This is a genomic window from Martinezella lusitana (assembly GCF_014207095.1).
In the GTDB taxonomy this organism is placed as follows: domain Bacteria; phylum Pseudomonadota; class Alphaproteobacteria; order Rhizobiales; family Rhizobiaceae; genus Rhizobium; species Rhizobium lusitanum_B.
Genome location: NZ_JACHBG010000023.1, coordinates 1 through 17,890, shown reverse-complemented (window position 1 = coordinate 17,890; position 17,890 = coordinate 1). Strand labels below are relative to the sequence as shown.

At 59.3% G+C, this 17,890-nt stretch carries 14 protein-coding genes and 4 pseudogenes; 6 read left to right on the top strand and 12 right to left on the bottom strand.

Annotated elements, in window-relative coordinates; genetic code table 11:
• Positions 1-188 precede the first annotated feature (188 nt).
• The gene (locus tag GGD46_RS28095; RefSeq protein ID WP_184710067.1) at positions 189-728 is read right to left on the bottom strand and encodes a hypothetical protein; all 540 of its coding nucleotides are present in this window, start codon (positions 726-728) and stop codon (positions 189-191) included.
• Between the two features lie 47 nt (positions 729-775).
• On the opposite strand from GGD46_RS28095, the pseudogene GGD46_RS28090 reads away from it, so the two are divergent.
• Positions 776-895: pseudogene (locus GGD46_RS28090) on the top strand (IS5/IS1182 family transposase); the annotation flags it as partial.
• Between the two features lie 59 nt (positions 896-954).
• Here the strand turns inward: GGD46_RS28090 and GGD46_RS28085 are convergent.
• Positions 955-1,320 (bottom strand): hypothetical protein, encoded by a 366-nt coding sequence (locus GGD46_RS28085; RefSeq protein WP_246806492.1) that lies wholly within the window; start codon positions 1,318-1,320, stop codon positions 955-957.
• 163 nt (positions 1,321-1,483) lie between these two features.
• On the opposite strand from GGD46_RS28085, the gene GGD46_RS28080 reads away from it, so the two are divergent.
• Entirely contained in the window at positions 1,484-2,251 is a 768-nt protein-coding gene (locus tag GGD46_RS28080; RefSeq protein WP_184710065.1) for an IS6 family transposase, read from the top strand.
• Positions 2,252-2,304: 53 nt separating this feature from the next.
• Here GGD46_RS28080 and GGD46_RS28075 read toward each other — a convergent pair.
• From GGD46_RS28075 to GGD46_RS28060, 4 genes and pseudogenes are all read right to left on the bottom strand, one after another.
• Positions 2,305-7,047, bottom strand: a pseudogene (locus GGD46_RS28075) (DEAD/DEAH box helicase family protein); the annotation flags it as partial.
• 89 nt (positions 7,048-7,136) lie between these two features.
• Positions 7,137-7,730 (bottom strand): DUF1419 domain-containing protein, encoded by a 594-nt coding sequence (locus tag GGD46_RS28070; RefSeq protein ID WP_184710063.1) that lies wholly within the window; start codon positions 7,728-7,730, stop codon positions 7,137-7,139.
• Between the two features lie 66 nt (positions 7,731-7,796).
• Positions 7,797-8,834 (bottom strand): DUF3991 and toprim domain-containing protein, encoded by a 1,038-nt coding sequence (locus GGD46_RS28065; protein WP_184710062.1) that lies wholly within the window; start codon positions 8,832-8,834, stop codon positions 7,797-7,799.
• Positions 8,835-9,013: 179 nt separating this feature from the next.
• Positions 9,014-9,190: a hypothetical protein gene (locus GGD46_RS28060; protein ID WP_184710059.1), complete on the bottom strand. Its 177-nt coding sequence runs from the start codon at positions 9,188-9,190 to the stop codon at positions 9,014-9,016.
• 351 nt (positions 9,191-9,541) lie between these two features.
• Between GGD46_RS28060 and GGD46_RS34565 the strand changes: the two are divergent.
• Positions 9,542-9,957, top strand: a pseudogene (locus tag GGD46_RS34565) (GSU2403 family nucleotidyltransferase fold protein).
• Complete coding sequence (locus GGD46_RS28045; RefSeq protein ID WP_184710052.1) at positions 9,935-10,279, top strand: GSU2403 family nucleotidyltransferase fold protein; 345 nt, start codon at positions 9,935-9,937, stop codon at positions 10,277-10,279. Before GGD46_RS34565 ends, GGD46_RS28045 begins: the two are co-directional and overlap by 23 nt.
• A 78-nt stretch (positions 10,280-10,357) precedes the next feature.
• On the opposite strand, the pseudogene GGD46_RS28040 reads toward GGD46_RS28045, so the two are convergent.
• From GGD46_RS28040 to GGD46_RS28015, 6 genes and pseudogenes are all read right to left on the bottom strand, one after another.
• Positions 10,358-10,556 (bottom strand): annotated as a pseudogene (locus GGD46_RS28040) (ISKra4 family transposase); the annotation flags it as partial.
• Between the two features lie 12 nt (positions 10,557-10,568).
• Complete coding sequence (locus GGD46_RS28035; RefSeq protein ID WP_184710050.1) at positions 10,569-11,000, bottom strand: YeeE/YedE family protein; 432 nt, start codon at positions 10,998-11,000, stop codon at positions 10,569-10,571.
• A complete protein-coding gene (locus GGD46_RS28030) occupies positions 10,997-11,407 on the bottom strand; it encodes a YeeE/YedE family protein (protein WP_184710048.1) in 411 nt (136 codons plus the stop codon). Before GGD46_RS28030 ends, GGD46_RS28035 begins: the two co-directional genes overlap by 4 nt.
• Positions 11,404-11,751 carry a sulfite-sensing transcriptional repressor BigR gene (gene bigR, locus GGD46_RS28025; RefSeq protein ID WP_184710046.1) on the bottom strand — a complete coding sequence of 116 codons (348 nt, stop codon included), beginning with the start codon at positions 11,749-11,751 and terminating at the stop codon, positions 11,404-11,406. Before bigR ends, GGD46_RS28030 begins: the two co-directional genes overlap by 4 nt.
• On the bottom strand, positions 11,742-13,040 hold the full coding sequence (gene blh / locus GGD46_RS28020; RefSeq protein ID WP_184710044.1) for a bifunctional sulfur transferase/dioxygenase Blh: 1,299 nt from the start codon (positions 13,038-13,040) through the stop codon (positions 11,742-11,744). Before blh ends, bigR begins: the two co-directional genes overlap by 10 nt.
• 331 nt (positions 13,041-13,371) lie before the next feature.
• The gene (locus GGD46_RS28015) at positions 13,372-14,286 is read right to left on the bottom strand and encodes a LysR family transcriptional regulator (protein WP_184710042.1); all 915 of its coding nucleotides are present in this window, start codon (positions 14,284-14,286) and stop codon (positions 13,372-13,374) included.
• A 158-nt stretch (positions 14,287-14,444) separates the two neighbouring features.
• Here GGD46_RS28015 and GGD46_RS28010 point away from each other — a divergent pair, with 158 nt between their 5' ends.
• Complete coding sequence (locus GGD46_RS28010) at positions 14,445-15,698, top strand: carboxymuconolactone decarboxylase family protein (RefSeq protein WP_246806490.1); 1,254 nt, start codon at positions 14,445-14,447, stop codon at positions 15,696-15,698.
• Between the two features lie 890 nt (positions 15,699-16,588).
• The coding region (locus GGD46_RS28005; protein WP_246806489.1) for an IPT/TIG domain-containing protein at positions 16,589-17,890 on the top strand (1,302 nt) is incomplete at its 3' end.

Sequence of the window (17,890 nt, the reverse complement as noted above, 5' to 3'; positions counted from 1 at the left end):
CGGCTCGGGGCCGATGTGGCTCGCTACGCCTTCATCGCAATGGACTTGCACCATCTACTCCTTGCCGGTCTCCCGGCGCACCAACTGTAATGCTAACCCACCGACATTTGCCGCTCCCTCGTAGGCCGACAAACAGGCGAGTACATCGTACCCCTGCACCGTTGAGAGATAGTTGTGCAGCGTGGCGCTTACGACATCGCTATTATTTGTTTTGATCGCCGCCTGAAGCGCGTTCCAGTCCTTTTGCACGTCGCCGAAGGGATAAGCCGGTTCAGTGGTTTGCCAGCCAATATGTCGAGGGCGCGCTGCGCGTAACTCAGATCGAAGTTGGACAAGCCTCCATCGGATCGAGGGCCAAAAACGAAGCCCCGAGCAGTCAGCCCGCCAATTGAATTATCTGCGAGCAATCCAGCATATTCCTCGCTTCCCTTCAGCAGATCCATGTCCTGGCGCATTTCCTGCAGCGCAGCCTCAAAGCAGGCCGCGCTGCCACACTGCTGCATTTGTGCGGTGTTGAACTGAGACTGTTGTTGCGCAGTCTCCATGGCTGCTTGCTTGCACGCGTCGTCGGCGCAGTCTTTCAGCTTCTGTAGAAGCAGGGCCAATTGATCGTGCTTGAGATAGTTGTTGTTGAAACTATCGAGGCTTGCGGCAGCCCCCACAAGAGCGGCAGCCCATTCACCAACGGCGGCTCGTTGCGTATAGGTGAGATTTGGATTGGCATCCAATGCGTTCTGGAGAATGCCGTTGGCAAGCTTTTCCGCGGCCGCGCTTGTTGCCGGCGCGCTCGTTCGGAGCGCAGCAGACGGAAGTCGCCATGGGGGGTGCCGTCCTCAATCGAATGCTGGCATGCGCACGCCCGAAATCTTTCCACTGCAAAACCGTCACCGCGTAGCCAGAGCAGCAAAGACAGAAATCCGTTCTTTCAGCGACCGATGCACCAACGCTGATGGCCTACTCTTCCTCGTCCCAGAAAGAGCCAATCGGCCCGTATTCTCCGTCGACTACGACCGGGCACCAACCAAAATCCTCATAGAAGAAAATTAAATCGACAATCGCATATTTGCGGCCTTCAATCGGCATGAGACTTAATTTTCCGAAGCAATAATGCGTATACCTGCCCCCTGCTCCAGCAGGCGCTCGCTCTTCTATTTTCTTTCGATCCCAATTGCTAACAATGCCATGTGCTTCCGGCAAAGGGGGAATGAAATCAATTTCGAAGTCGTGGCCAAGTCCGACGCGGCACACACACGGGATGCCCTTTTGCTCCAAAAGTGCGCGGGTAACGAGATTTTTGGCAATTGTCAGTTCGATTTCCATCATGGGCTCCTAGGTACCACGACCTCTCCGGTAAAAGCTTCTTTAAACGTTGCTCTGGGACTAAAATACTGCATGCCGTTGGGGTCCCTAATCGCGACAGGCTCTGTTGCAAAAAATCCGCTCGTGCGGGAAAGAGCGCTGGTGATATTCAGCGAGATTTTTGATGGGCGATTTCAAGTGGCGGCATTTCCAGGGCGAAGTGATCTTGTGGGCAGTTCGCTGGTATTGCCGCTACGGGGTGAGTTATCGGGATCTCGAACAGATGATGGGCGAACGGAGCGTGGCCGTGGATCATTCCACAATCTACCGCTGGGTCCAGAAATATGCGCCTGAGATTGAAAAACGGCTCCGTTGGCATTGGCGCCGACCGCAATCGACGAGCTGGCGCGTCGATGAAACCTATGTGAAGGTCCGTGGCAAATGGACATATCTGTACCGGGCTGTCGACAAGTTCGGCAACACGATCGATTTCTATCTGTCGCCGACACGCAATGCCAAAGCGGCGAAGCGATTTCTCGGCAAAGCCCTGAATGGCCTGAAGGATTGGGAAAAGCCAACCGTCATCAACACCGACAAGGCGCCAACCTATGGCATCGCGATCTCGGAACTGAAGGCCGAAGGCAAATGCCCAAAAGAGCTCGTGCACCGGCAGGTCAAGTATCTGAACAATGTGGTCGAGGCGGATCACGGCAAGCTCAAACAGCTGATCAAGCCAGTTCGAGGGTTCAAGACCTTGAAAACCGCCTATGCGACGATCAAGGGATTTGAGGTCATGCGTGCTCTACGCAAGGGCCAGGCCGCGATCTTCAACTTGACCGGCGACATTCGCGGAGAGGCCCGCATCGTGGAACGCGCTTTCGCTATTGGGCCAAGCGCGCTCACCGAGGTGGTGGCAATGCTCCAGCAGAATCTCGACGCCAGACCCGCGTGACTGAAGCGCAGAAAAGCCTCTTCACAGACATCCGGAATATTTGCAACAGAGCCATCGAAGCCGCCGATGGTGGCGAGATGAACCTCGCACTCCTGCTGCACTTGGAGAAGGGTCAGGATTTCCTTCATCAGTGCGCGACCGGCTGATTTGCGCTCGGAATGCTCCTCGCCGAGCACGGTCATCCTGAACAGATCGCCGCCGGTCGGCACCAGCCGCGCGATGTCCCGTCCTATCTCGCCAATGCGCCGGGTCGAGACCTCGATCTCGCGTTCGGCATCGCGCATCTGCCGGCGGACGGCATACTGGTCGTCTTCATGGGCCGCGCGCAGCCGCTCGAGACGGGCGATATCGGCCTCAAGTCCCGCCTTCTGCATCAGCCGTTCGTCGCCGGATGCAATTGCCTTGGCCATGGCAAACTGGTTGGCCGCCCCTTCGCCAATATCCTCCAGTCGCCGGATCGAGGTGTCACCCGATAGCGCCGCGGCGATGAACCGCGCCTTGCGCTCGTTGTTCTGCCACATGGACGCGTCGAGCGAGCCTTCGGTCGCGTAGGCGAAGATATCGACCTCGTCATGCTGGTTGCCCTGGCGGACGATGCGGCCCTCGCGCTGCTCGATCTGCGATGGTAGCCATGGCACATCGAGATGGTGGAGCGCCTTGAGGCGGAGCTGGGCATTGACCCCGGTCCCCATTGTCTCGGATGATCCGATCAGGAAACGGACCTTGCCGGCCCGGACCTCTCCGAACAGCCGTTGTTTTGCTTCGGTCTTCTTGTAATCCTGCATGAACGCGATTTGCGATGCCGGCACGCCGAGCCTGATCAGTTCGTCACGGATGAAGCAATAGGCGGAGAAGCCACGGGTTTTCTCGACGTTCAGCGTGCCGAGATCGGAAAAAATCATCTGGGCGGCGCCTGGTAGGTCGAAGTCTTTCCCATCCGGGCGCTGGTAGATCGTCTCTCCGGTTTCCTTCCAGATGCGATAGGCATTGCGGACCAGAAGATTGAGCTTGTTCTCTGGCTCATTTTCCGCCGCCGGCAGGACCAAGCGCAGATCGATCGCCGCATGGCGGCCATCAGTGATGACGGACAACAGAATGTCGTCACCGGATTTGGCCGGTCCCTCTCGCTTCTCGATCGCCTTGATGCGTGTATCGAGCGTCTGCTGGTAGGACTTGAACAGCGCCGTCGGCTTGGCGGTCAGGATCTGCCGCCGGCCGGTCGAGATGTTGGGAACCTTCACATATTGCCTGAGATCCTCCGGCATGACGACATCGGCGAAGGAGCGGAACATGGCGATCAGCTCAGGCACGTTGACGAAGGAGGCGAAACGGCTGACCGGCTTGTATTTGCCGGACGGCTGGATCTCGAGCTCGGTCGTGGTGTCGCCGAAGCACGACGCCCAGGCGTCGAACTCATGCAGCCCGCGTTCGCAGAGCGCTGCATGACCCAGAAGCCGCTGAATCGAGAACATTTCGCCGAGCGTATTGGTGATCGGCGTGCCGGAGGCGAGCACCAGCGCGCGGCCCGGGTTCTTCGTTTCGATGAAGCGGGATTTCACATATAGGTCCCAGGCGCGCTGCGAGCCATTCGGGTCGATGCCCTTCAGCGTCGACATATTGGTGGCGAAAGACAGCTTGCGGAATTCCTGCGCCTCATCGACAACGATCTGGTCGACACCGATTTCCGAGATGGTCAGCAGGTCATCCTTGCGGGTCGCAAGCCCCTCCAGCCGCTCCTGCAGACCTTCCTTCAGGCGCTCGAGGCGCTTGCGGGACACGCGATCCTCGCTGTCGACCTTCACCAGCAGATCCTCGTAAAGCTGAAGCTCGTCCTGGATCATCTGGCTCTCGAAGGCCGATGGGACGGCGATGAAACGAAACGCTGAATGGGTGATGATGATTGCATCCCAGGTGGCGGTCGCGGCGCGCGACAGGAAGCGGGCGCGCTTGTCCTTGGTGAAATTCGTCTCGTCTGCGACGAGAATGCGGGCATTGGGATAGAGCGCCAGGAATTCGCGCGCCGCCTGCGCCAGGCAATGGCCGGGAACGACCAGCATGGCCTTGGCGATCAGGCCAAGCCGGCGCTGTTCCATAATGGCGGCCGCCATGGTCATCGTCTTGCCGGCGCCGACGGCATGGGCAAGGTAGGTCGATCCATCGGCGATGATCCGCCAGATGCCGCGTTTCTGGTGCCCATAAAGAGTAAAGGCGCCAGAGGCGCCGGGAAGCTTCAGATGGGAGCCGTCAAATTTGCGCGGTGCGATATTGTTGAAGCGATCATTGTAATCGCGGGCCAGACGATCGGTGCGATCCGGATCTGTCCAGACCCAGTCCTGAAACGACTGCTTGATCTTCTGCAGCTTGTCGCGTGCGGCTTCGGTATCGACGACATTCAGCACGCGGCGCTCGCCGTCGCTATCCTTGAAGACGTCGAAGATCTGCGGCACACGGCTGTTCAGGGCATCGGAAAGCAGCTCACCGGCATGCCGGCGGCTGGTTCCCCATTCGGAGGTACCAGCTGCGCTATAGGCGAGCTGACGGGCCTCGACGGTCCAGGATCCGAGCTCCGGCATGTGGTGGATGCGGATATCCGCCTCCATCCGTTCTTTCACGAAAGCGACGACATCGGCGGCGGAAATCCACGGCGCGCCGAGGCGGGCGGTGATATCGGAAGGCCGCAGATCCGCCGGCTGTACCGCATGCAATGCGCGGACATTGCGCTCAAAAGCCGGATCAAGCTCGGCCGCTGCCTGCGCAGTGGCGAGCTTTGTACGAACCGAACCGGAGAGGTAGGCATCGGCCGTCTGCCATGAGCCATTGGTCGGGTCGAGAAAGACTTCATCGCCGAGATCATCGATAACGTTGGAAACATTGAGATGCAGCAATTCGGCGATATGATCGATATCGACATGGCCGCGCTCATTGAGTACGACCGCCAGCGCATCAGCCGCACTGGTGATGACAGGCGACATCGGCGGAGCGATCACACGGGTTGCGAAGATCGGACCCGGCTTCGCCGTGTCGGTCTCCAGATCGTAGTCCTCGATCGAGGCGACCAGCCAGCAATCGGGATCGTCACGAAACGGCGCAAGGTTCGGCTGGCGATGGATCTCCCTGACTTCGCCGGTTTCGGCATCCTCCTGGATCGAAACGATCGTATGGTTGATCGGCCCGAAATCGCGCACGAAGCTCGACCAGGCGATGCGCAGCCGGACCTGAAGGTCCCGCCAGGGCCGGTCGGCCTCCTGCGCCTTCAGCACCTCGCGGACGGCATCGCGGATCGGAATGAGCTTGGTGACGATCCGGACGCGCTTTTCCGTGATCCCGTCGCCCGAGCGGCCCTTGCGGACGGCGATCGGCACGGCCGATCCGTCCAGTATCTGCATCAGGCCCTTTGACCGGTCGAGGAAAAAGCTGCCCTCGCGGACAGAACCCTCCTTCGGCTTGATATCGGCGATGTCGCCAAGTTCGTCCTCCAGATCGATATCGACGGGCGTCGGCTCGCCGTCATAGAGATCGGCAGGCAGGAGGTCGATGGCTGCCGTGAGCGTGGTTTCGAGATCCTCGCCGTCGCGCCGCCGGCAGGTATAGGTTTCGCCGAACGGCCCTGACGTCAACGCGTGCGTCCCGAGCACGAAATCGGGGTGACGAGCGAACCAGCGATTGACGCGGATCGCGCCTTCATCGTCGTTGGCCGGCTGAACCTCATCGAGATCGAGCCAGGACTGATCGCCAGCCGTTTCGCCGACCTTGCGCTTCCGGAAGAAGAGTATGTCGACGACGACATCCGTACCTGCATCGCGGCGAAAGCTGCCTTCGGGCAGGCGGATAGCCGCGATCAGATCGGCGGATTTGGCGATATGCTCGCGCGCCGTGGTATCGGCCTTGTCCATCGTGCCATGCGATGTGACGAAGGCGGCGAGTGCCCCGGGCTTCAGGAGGTCGATCGACCGGGCAATGAAATAGTCGTGCAGGGGCAGCCCAAGCGATCGGTAGGCACGGTCGGAGCGGACGGGGCGATCGGAAAAGGGCGGATTGCCGATGGCGAGATCGTAGATCGGCGCCAGATCGGTGCGGACAAAATCGCCTCTTATGATCCGCGCGCCCGGTTGGAGCAGGCGGACGATCCTCGTTGTGACCGGGTCGAGCTCGACGCCCGTAACATGGGCAGAGTCGCGATAGACCTTGGGCATCAACGCCGGAAAGAGGCCCGTGCCGATGCCCGGTTCCAACACCCGCCCGCCGCGCCAGCCGAGTTTTAAGATCGCGGCCCAGATCGCCCGGATGATGAACTCGGGCGTGAAATGCGCATATTGGGTACAGCGGGCGAGCGACGCATACTCCGCTTCGGAGACGGCTGTTTCGAGCGAGGAACCGAGATCTTCCCAGCCTTGCCGGAAATCGACCTCGCCTGGCCGGCGAAACATGCCGTTGGCCACCTCGCCAGCGCCAAACCCGGTGAAGCGGATCAGCTGCGCCTGCTCGTTGGGTGTCGCCGGCCGGTCCTGCTTGGCAATCGCATCGGCGACGAGGATGGCGGCGACACTCACGCGGGCTCGGTCCTTCCAGGACGAAGCCAGTCCGCGGTCACCATCGAGATAGAAGTTCGTCCGAAGCCTCGCGCGCCGGGTTGGCGTTGTAACGACGGACTTCGCTGGTGCTGGCGCCGGCGGGGTCGGATCGTCATCATTGGCGGCGATCAACGAGAAGTCGCCGAAAGCTGTCACACCAAGCCCAAGGCCGGTGGAAAGGGCGATCAAGCCGAACATGTCTAGTGTAAATGGGTCATTGCTCATGGGAAAGCTCCTTGGAATGAGGGCATGCGCCATCGTTCGGCCGAAGGGCCGTTCATCTCTGGCGCGGAAACTGCGTGGGTTGATCCGGCTCAGGCAGCCAGGGAGAAGGAGAGGTGACGCAAGTGGAAAGGCAGCTTGGCTGCGATCTCGTCGTCGGTCAGCTTCAGGGAGGTGCCTTCTCTGCCGCCGTAGATCATGACGGTGCGATATCCCTGGACCGTCTCTGGCCAGGCTTCGCCGGCATAGCCTCGATAGTCGTCCGCGGTCGTGCTCCAGATATGCTCGAGCCGTTCTTCACGGCTCATTGCCCGGACCGGCCGGCTCTGGCGCTCAATGATCGCAGCGCGCATTGCCTCCACCGAACTCGAGTCGCAAAGGTCGCAATAGGTGTGGAAGTAGCGCACCGCTTCGTCGATCCGGATTGCATAGAAGACCGACGTCACCGATCCGATCATGAACTCGCGCATCGCAAAGACCGCCCCGCGCATCCATAGCGGCGGCAGGATGTCGAGCATGTAACTATAGGCGACCTCATCGATCTCGAACCACTCGCCGGCGTAGATTGCCGGCTGGTCGCTATCGAAACGGTTGGGGCGTTTGGCGTGCCGGTCGAACAGGCGGAACATGTCCGAGCGTTTCGCCACGCCCTGGAAGATTTTGCGGGGGAGGATTGTTAAGGTCATCAACTTGGTCCTTTCGGTTTTTTTTGGACCGAAGGCGGTGACGCGGTTACGACCTCACCATTCTCTTCAGTCCTTCGTGACCATTCCCGCCAAGCCGTCTTCGTGTCCGGCCGGGTCAAGGGCCGGCGCATGCCGGGCGAAGCCTCCCTTGACGCGACCGACGCGCACGCGGCACGCCTTGCTTTTCTGTTCCATCTCCCTTTCCCGATGTTCCTTTGCTCTATTTTGCAGAACAGCATTCCAATCGTCCGCCGGTGGCCGGAGGCGCTGCCAGTCGCAGTCGGCCTGTTCAGCAACGACACGCAGCCGGTCCGCGTAGGCGTCCCCTTGAGAATTGCCATCGGTGGCGGCAACCAGGGTGAGCCCTGGCCGTGCGGCCAACTCGACAAGAGCCGCATCTGTCGCCGGCGACCAACCGCCGCCCGTGCTGAGATAGAGGGTTTGTTCCCGCGGACCTTCGAGGGCTGCAAGGCTCATCGCATCAATCGCCGCTTCCGTGACGCAAAGACGGCAGGCATCGGCCGGACCTAGCCGAAATAGCAGTTTTGATCCTCCAGAGGAGAAACCTCGCCAGTCGGGACCGCGCTCCTCCCAGCCAATGACGCGGTCGTTGCTATCGACATGGGCCGCCCACATGCTGCCGAGCGGTCCCTCCTTCAGGACACCTTCGCGAATTGCCTGTCGGACGATGGCGGTCGGAATCGACCGCGCGTGGCAGAGATAGCGCCAGGCGCTGGACCTGGGCGACGGCGAGTGACGGGATTGCCAGCGTTCGGCGATGCCCTCGATCGGCGCGGAATATCGTGGCGATGTCCACTCCGACCGCGATAGCTGAAACCCGATAAGCGACGCGACCGCTTCCACCGCAGACGGGAAATGAATGCGATCGAGGAACATGGCAAGGCCGAAGACATCGCCCTTCTCGTCGCTGAGCGGATCGAACCATCCGCGTCCAGCATGCGTGACAATAATGATGTGACTGCCTCGCCGGTATTTGACAGCGCGACGCGTGCTTTCCTTCAGGTCGATTTGGTAGCCAGCTCGCTCTAGCACTGCTTCGCAACTGACCTTGGCGCGCAGCGCCTCTAACTCTTCTCTCTTCATTTTTCTTCGATCGCTAGTCGATCGCCCTTCTTTTCCGTCCGCACACCTGCGGCTATCGTCTTTCAGGCCGCGAAGAGTGGAGGGGGCAAGGCCGCGGCAATCAAGGTGCAGATTTGCACCGGCCGCGGCGCAGCTTCCCTTGCGGCCGACGGCTCGCGAGCGGCGGGGACAAGCGGGTCTCAATGAGACCCGCGCGGGAAATATTCGTGCACGATCTCAAGATCGTCTTCGTCATCGAGTTCGTCGGACGGAAGGACGCCGAATTCGTCGCCGGATTTGAACAGGGTGATCGGGACCATCAAGTCGCGGCAAAGCTGGAAGGCGTGGGACTGAGCGAGGGAAAGATCGTGCGCCATGTTCGAGTGCTCCATCGGAAGCGGGCCAATTCCCGCTGATGGCTCCTCAAGGGAACAGGGACGGTCGCGATCACCGCGAAGGCGAAGACGCAGCGGCGGCAGCTGGCTAGCCGACCCCTTGAGGGTTGATCGACGGAGATCCGGACCTGGTCCAGGACGCCATCACCAGAAGCGGGATTGGATTGCTTTCGTTGCTGCAAAGGCTTGACGCATGGTCTTCAATGCCCAGTCTGACTCGACCGGCTCACCGATCATTGCCACATCGTTGAAACCGGAAACGACAGCTTCCGCTTCAAAAACGGTACGGCCGGGCAAGCTGCCCAGGACGTGCTCGCTGCGCGAAAAGCTCAGATGGATCGGCAAGCTGCGGTCAATCGAGCACTGCGCCTTGGCCGCGTACCGCTCCTTACGGCTCGAATTATCCGCGCACTCGACAATCCTGGTTTGCTTGGCACGCGCATTCGTGTTGCCGGCACCAACGCCATCTCCGCTTATGAGGCGGCCGCCGGCGTTTTCGTGGACCCCGACTCACGACCACCGGCGATATCGACTTGCTCATGGATGCCCGACGCTCATTGAAAATCCTGGCAGATGGCGAGTTGAAGGAGGGCACCCTTATCGACCTCCTGAGGAAGGTTGATAAGTCGTTTGAGCGAATACGCTCCACCTTCCGAGCGATCAACCGTGATGGCTATCTGGTCGATCTCATCAAGCCGCTCCCCAAACCCGTTTGGAAGGAGAGCCGTGAAACGCATCGGAGAAAATGAGGGCGAGTTCGTCGCTGCCGCGATCGTTGGTCTTGAATGGCTCGAAAACGCGCGTCAGTTCGAGGCTATCGCGATAGATGAAAAAGGCGAGCCTTTGCGTATCGTCTCTCCTGATCCACGCGTTTTTGCCGCGCATAAACTTTGGGTGTCTCAACGTGAAGATCGCGAGCCACTCAAACGTCAGCGCGACAGGGCACAGGCCGAAGCCGTCGCTGAACTTACGATCATGCATTTCCCACATCTGCCATACGCGGCGGCCGAGCTTAGCATTTTACCAAAAGCAGTGTTCGACGCCGCAATGCCGCTTTTCAAGCCGGCCTGACGTGATCACTGTATTTCAAAGGCTAGGTGCGAACCTAGCCACGCGAATGAGGCGTAGAACCTCCGATAGCATGCGTCAGACAATCTGTTCTGGTGAGAGACCGGATTGGGATCGTACAATGCAGTCCGCGATCTGCTGCATGGGTTGGACCCGCATGGCAAATGTGGAACCAGTCGATAATGTGGGCTGTCGGTTTCGGCATGGCGCGTGGCAGGCGCTTGAGGATTTCAGCGCCATCGGAGAGCACAGTAACGTCGCCATAACCGCGATATCCCTCCCGTCGGTCTCCCTAAGACCTGCTGCTCCACACTCTGTCGTATATGATCATGCCGACCAGCATTGCGATGACGAACAGCGCTGTCTGTGGCACGCCAACGGCGAGGGACGCAATCGCAGGCCCCGGACAGAAGCCGCCGAGACCCCAGCCCAGGCCGAACAACGCCGAGCCAATTACAAGCGACGCGTCGATCCGCCGGTTCGTCGGCACATGAAAGCTCTCGTCGAATGCCGGATGCCGCATCCGCTTCATGACCTGCACGCCGATGAAGGCAATGACGACGGCGCCGCCGAGAACGAAGGCAAGACTCGGATCCCAGGCACCAAAAATGTCAAGAAAGCCTTGAACGCGATGGGGATTTAACATGCCGGACAGGGACAGGCCGAAACCGAATACGATGCCCGAAGCGAGGGCGGCCCCGAATTGGAATAGGCTACGGTTCACAATCCGAAACCTCGTAAGGCTGCGACCGCAACCACTCCGGTCGTCAGGAAGGTGGCAACGGCCACCATGGAACGAGGCGACATGCGCGCAAGCCCGAGCACACCATGGCCGCTGGTGCAGCCCGATCCCATGCGCGACCCGAAGCCGACGAGCAGCCCGGCGACAATGATTAGCGGCCACTCTACGGTAACCTGTACAACAGGCCAGGTGCCCAAAGAAAGCAGGTAGACGACCGGCCCGAGCAGCAGGCCGAGGACAAAGGCGAGGTTGGTGGTCAGACCGACACCTTGGACAAGACGCCCGACGATCCCGCTGATGCCGGCGATACGGCCGTTAAGGAGCAGCAGCAGCACGGCCGATGCGCCGATCAGTAAACCGCCCAATAAAGATAGAAGATAGGTATTCATTTTTCTTCCTTAACGCAGAAGATGTCGTAGAGAGCGCCAATCAGTCGGGCGGCGTTCTTCTCCGTCAGGCGGTAAAAAATCTGTTTTCCCTCCCGCCGCGTCTCGACGATTCCTGAGTGTCGTAGCACCGTCAAATGCTGCGACAGGTGCGGTTGGTGTACGTCGACCTTTTCTTCAAGGTCGCTGACGGCGTACTCGGCCTCCACGAGAGTGCAGACAATCATCAGGCGCGCTGGATGCGAAAGCGTCTTCAGGAGGTCTGCCACGTCTCCGGCCCTCTCGGCCATTTCGACTGACGAGAGCTTTGCCTTTCTCGTTTCTTTCAGGTTGATACTCATTCCCATGCCGCCCCCTGCAAGGCATCGAGCGGAAGCTTGAGGTAGCGCTTACCGTTAGCCTCCGGCTCCGGTAGACGGCCGCCGCGAACATTGACCTGCAGGGCATGCAGGATGAGTTTCGGCATGGGTAGCGTCTTGTCTCGCGCCGTTCTAAGCGCCACGAATTCTGCTTCCGTGACGCCAGCAATATGCGGATTAGACTTCTTCTGTTCGGCCACGGTGCTTTCCCATCGCGGCATGCGCCCCTGCGGCTGATAGTCGTGTCCCGTAAACACCCGCGCCTCGTCTGGTAGTGCCAGGATCTCCTGGATCGACCTCCACAGGGCGTGTGCATCGCCACCGGGGAAGTCGGCGCGTGCCGTACCGCTGTCGGGCATGAAGAGCGTGTCATGCACGAAGGCGGCGTCACCGATCACGTAGCTAATGGAAGCGAGTGTATGTCCGGGCGAGAACAGCACTTTTGCGTCGATCGAGCCGACCTTGAAGGTCTCGCCATGGGCAAATAACCGGTCCCACTGGGAGCCATCGGGTCTCAGCTCGGGCCAGTTGTAGATGTCCTTCCAGAGGCGCTGAACATGAACGACGTGCTCGCCAATTGCGGTGCGAGCACCGGTTTTCTCTTTTAGGTAGTGGGCGGCGGAGAAGTGGTCGGCATGTGGATGAGTATCGAGAATCCACTCGACCGTCAGTCCGTTATCGCTGATGTAGCCGAGGATTGCATCCGCATTGATCGTCGCGGTCGCCCCGGCCTTCTCGTCAAAGTCGAGGACGGGATCGATAATGGCGCACTTTCGGCTCGTTGGATCGGACACCACGTACTGAACACTCGAGGTGCGCTTGTCGAAGAAGCCTTTCACTTGCGGCCGGCGGCTGGTGTGTTTTTCAAGCCAGCGTTTAACGCCGCTGGTGTCGGCTCCACGGCTGCGCCCGAATTCAACAGCCTCGTCGGCAGACATGCGGCCGTCAAGCACCTCGCCGATCAGGTAGAGGCTCAACGAACGTGTGCCGGTTTTGCAGTGGGCAAAAACGGGACCTTTCGAGTCCAATACTACCTTCTGAAAGGCCCTTACGTCGGCTTCGGTGATCGTATCGGGGGTTACGGGAATGAAGACATAGGACAGGCCGAGGCGGTTGGCTTCCTTGCTTTCGACTTGAGTCCCGGATTGGGTGTTTTCTTCCCTATCTGGTCGATTATTGATCAGTGTCTTGAACCCTTCCCCGGCTAACACCTGGATGTCTTCGACACTTGGCTGATGCGAAACAGACAGTTTCTCCGAAATTTTGATTGCAGACATAGCGAGCTCCATAGCGCCAATCAATATACATTATAACATATTATATATTGATAAACTTTCAAGATGAAAATCGCATTCTCATTGTTCGGAAAGCTCATGCCTCTGTGCCAGCAAAGATATCAATGGATGCCCGCCAGACGCGGAAAGGGCTTGGAGCAACTGACAGGAGGTCAAATTCCCGTCGCCTTGCGTAGGAAACGGCGTATGAGCGTGGCAATTGCGGCCTGCGATCTTCAGCAACTGGCTCAGGAAGATCGCGCGCTAGGAAACGTCTCGTTCCGCGGAATCAGTGAGACGAACGCGCCCGAACAGGACAATTCGATGGCCATCCTTACGCTTCCTGCCCTACTTCCCGCAGCGTGCGCCGCATCCATTGATGGCCTTCATCGGCCTCGTGCCGTGCATGCCAGGTTTGAACCACCTTGAACGGAGGAATGTCGAAAGGCGGCGGAAAGAGCCTGATCGAGAGACGCCCGGCAAGCGGCACGAACAGACGACGGGGTTCGGTCGCCACCAGATCAGACGCATCGGCCAGCATCGGCGCCATAAGAAAGTGACCAACCGTCACCGTGACGTTGCGTTTGAACCCCTTCTTCGCAAGCGCCTCATCGACATGGCCTCTCGGATTACCTCTCGTCGATACTTGAAGATGTCTCAGCGAAAGATAGCGGTCGAGGTCGATCGCTCCGTCGAAGCCGGGATGATCACTACGGCACGCACAAACGAAGTCTTCTTCGTAAAGCAGCTCTTCCCGCATATGTGTTGGCGGCTCAGGAAAGTTGCCTGCGATCAGCTCTACCGAGCCGTCCTCCAGCATCGCCAGGCCATGACTATGGCCGGTGTTCCTGACAATCAGAGAGACGCCTGGCGCTTCACGGTCAAGCCGTGCGGTGAGGCGTGGAAGCAGCACCAAGGCAGCATAGTCGGACAGGCCGAGCGTAAACTGACGCCTGCTCAAAGCGGGATCGAACCCGCGACCGCCGAGCAAAAGACCCTCCACCTGCTCAAGGATTGACTTTACGCCTGGAGCGATCTCCTGCGCCAGCGGCGTCGGCACCATGCCACGTGGCGAACGGACAAAGAGCGGATCGCCAAACAGAGCCCTCAGACGGTTGAGCGCATGACTGACCGCCGGCTGGGTCAACCCGATCCGCTCGGAGGCGCGTGTGGCATGGCCTTCCGAGACAAGCGCGTCGAAGACGACGAGGAGGTTCAGATCAACGCCAGAGAGATGCACCTTGTTCATGGTGACTATGCTAATAATGAATTGGATTGATGACAAGCACTGTGGGAGATGCAGTCAAGGAATTCCAGAAACGGCCATGCCACAGGAACGCGATCCTGCACACCTGGAGAGCAACAATCGATGGTGGATCGGCAGCGCCCCGGCGATGGCTTCCTGTCATGGCCGCATTACTCGCCATCGGCAATCGTGAGGTCCATGCCCAAATGCACACATCCAGCACGGAACGGTTCGAACGCGGTCTCGCCATTCTTCGGAAAATCGGCGGAGAGAATTTCGACGCCCCAATCAACAGCCTTGCCGAAACATCGCCCGATCTTTCGCGCTTCACTGTCGAATATCCCTATGGGGATGTACTCTCGCGTCCCGGCCTCGATCTGACCTTACGACAGCTCTGCACGGTCTCCATGCTGCTGGCTGACGGCAATGCGCAGCCGCAGTTGAAATTTCACATGGCGGGTTATCTCAATGCCGGCGGCAAGCCCGAGACGCTATTGGAACTCCTCTTCATTTCGGTCGCAATCCTCGGCTTCCCGTCAACGGTCAACGCAGTCGGATTGGTTCGGGCCGTATTTTCCGAGCGCGGCATGGAACTAGAGCCTCTAGCGCCTGCAACCGACGACGGCACCATGCGCAGCCAGACAGGGTCAGCCACCCTTCGTGCACTCGCGGCCGGCGATGTCACTGCCTACTTTAATGCCTTCGAAACAGCCTCCCCCGATCTCGCCCGACTCTCGGTCGAGTTTGCTTTCGGTGAGGCGCTGGCGCGCGACGGGCTCGATCGGAGAGCCAAACTGCTCGCGATCATTTCAATGCTGGCGGCAAACGGCAATCGCGCCGCTGCGCTTCGTCTTCATCTTGGCGGCGCGCTTGCGGCCGGCGTCACGCCTGAAGAGATCATTGAAGTGCTGATACAGCTTAGCGTCTATTGCGGCTTTCCCGCAGCGCTGAACGCCTTTTCCGTCGCGAAGGAAGCTTTATCCGCGCAAACGAACTTGCCCCGCGCCGAGACCCTCCCGTTTACCAGATCTGAAGGTCGCATGGAGCGCCGCGAGCGTGGCCGTGCCACACTTGCGCAGACATCGGGGGCATCGGGGAATGCGGTGATCAACAGCTTCAACGACGTTGCGCCGGACCTTGGACGAATGATCGTCGAACATTCGTATGGTGAGATCTTTTGCCGTGATGGCATCGATCTGAAGACGAGGGAGCTGACGGCCTGCGCCGCCCTGGCTGCGCTCGGCACGAATGCCGCCGAGACGCCGCTTCGCGTGCATATCACCGCTGCCCTTAATGTCGGTGCAACCCGTGATGAGATAATCGAAACCTTCGTAAACCTGGCTCCCTATTGTGGTTATCCCGCCGTTCAGCATGCTACACGCATCGCCGCGGAGGAATTCGCCAAATATGGGTGAGCTCGTCTTCGGCAACCGCCCGGCCGACCGGTCTCGATTGAGCCGGATTCGGGGCATAGGGAACTGTCCCGTGAAAGGATTCTCGGCTGGTCGGATGAGCGTCTGAGCGAGCCTTGGCGCTGTGTCGCGGCGACATCATTGCACGGTCAATGCCCCCGGTAGCGAGATCCTTCGAAATCGCTTTTCCGATATCGCGCAAACCTAGGCTGTCTCGTCAGCTGGCACCGCCGCACCGGTTCTCTTGTATTTTCGCCCGTCAACACCCTCCGAAGCAGAGCTTCCTTGATAGGCTACAATCCTTCAATGAAACGCATGTCCTAGTATTGCAGCGGCAAACGCCGGAATTGCGTCATTGGGTTTGGTGCTGGCGGGATGCATCGAAAGAACGACTTGTGGACAGTTGTTCGATGATTTCCCTCTCATTCGAACTGCAAGCAACCCTTACTAATTGTTACTAAAAACACACACACGCTATGATCTAAATATACAAGCGAAACTAAAGTTCCCAACGCAGATTCACATCTATAGGGTGCTCAACGGGTAGGGGAAGGCGCTGTGTGTGGCCACCGTAGAATGTCCTGCCAATATTTTCTTTATTCTTGACGCTTGCAGGATCCCACATGAACAATCGCTCTTGCCTTCAGACAATTCGCGCTTCCGTTTGGAAGGACGACGGCAAGACAAACCGCCTTTCGAAGCTTAAGCCGGGATTTGTTCTCGCACTTATTTTGTTCGTGCTGCAGGTCGCTTTTGCACCGAGTTCGTTTGCCTCCTCAGGCTGTAAGGCGATCAATGCCTCTTGGGGTGGCGGGAGGACATTCTCCAACGGAGGATCGCTGTGGCAACCAGGCCTCTCTCTGAATGCAGGTGACAAGATCACTTATAGTGTTATGACCACTGGAAGTACCAACACGGATATGAATCCAAGCGGTGGATCAGGACTTGCATTATATACCAAACACGATGCAAGCGGACCGGGGCCGGAGGTCATTCTTGAAGATTATTCGACCGCTAGCCACGAACTTAATCTGAACGGCACCTACACGGCTGACCAGGCATATCCCGACTTTACGGTCTATGCATGGTCGCTAGGAGTGACCGGCGCGGTTCATGCGACAGTCACCTGCCAAGGTATTCCGACACCGATCACCATGCCGACCTTTCCTGTGGTGCAGGCGGGCAGCACGACAGGCGCCTTGACTATGACTTTGTCGGAGGCGCCGGGTTCCGGCCTCACTGTGACCCCGACGGCAACGGGACTAACATTTACCCCACCTACGATCGCCTTTGGAGCGGGTAGTTCCAGCCAGACGTTCACAGTGACGGCAAACAACGGCGCAACGCCCGGGGCAGCAACGATCAGCTACGCGCTGGGTGGCGCCGACGCTGCGCAATATGTAACGCCGGCGAACTCGTCGCTGACCGTTCTTGGCACTATTAGCCCACCGGCATACCCGGCCTTGATCCAGGGCAGCACTTCCGCCACCCTGACAATGATCGCCTCTGCGCCCGGTAACGTATCGGTGACCCCGTCGGCGACTGGATTGACGTTTGCACCTTCCACTTTGAATTTTTCGAGCGGAGCAACCCAAAGCTTCACGGTGACGGCCGCATCCAATGCCGGACCGGGGGCAATCGCGGTGAGTTATGCACTTTCCGGAACAAGCGCCGCAGTCTATGTCGCTCCGTCGCCTGGTTCGATTACCGTCAATAGGCCCGTTCCAACGGTGACGTCGATCTCTCCGACGTCGGGTCCAGCCGCGGGCGGGACGAGTGTGACGATTACCGGCACGGACCTGACGGGCGCGACGGCTGTCACCTTCGGCGCGACGGCAGCAGCCAGTTACACAGTCAATTCGGCAACGCAGATCACGGCCGTGTCTCCGGCCAATGCGGCTGGAACATACGATATGACGGTGACGACCGCGGGTGGGACGAGTACGACGTCTGCGGCGGATCAGTTCACCTACATTGCTGCTCCGACGGTGACGGCGATTTCGCCGGCTGCGGGTGTCGAGGCGGGCGGGACGAGCGTTACACTGACCGGAACCGGCTTCAGCAATGCCACGGCCGTGACCTTCGGCGCGACGGCTGCGGCCGGTTTCACGGTCAACTCGGCAACGCAGATCACGGCGACGACACCGGCGGGCGCGGGGAGGGTCGATGTTCGCGTGACCACCGGTGGCGGCACG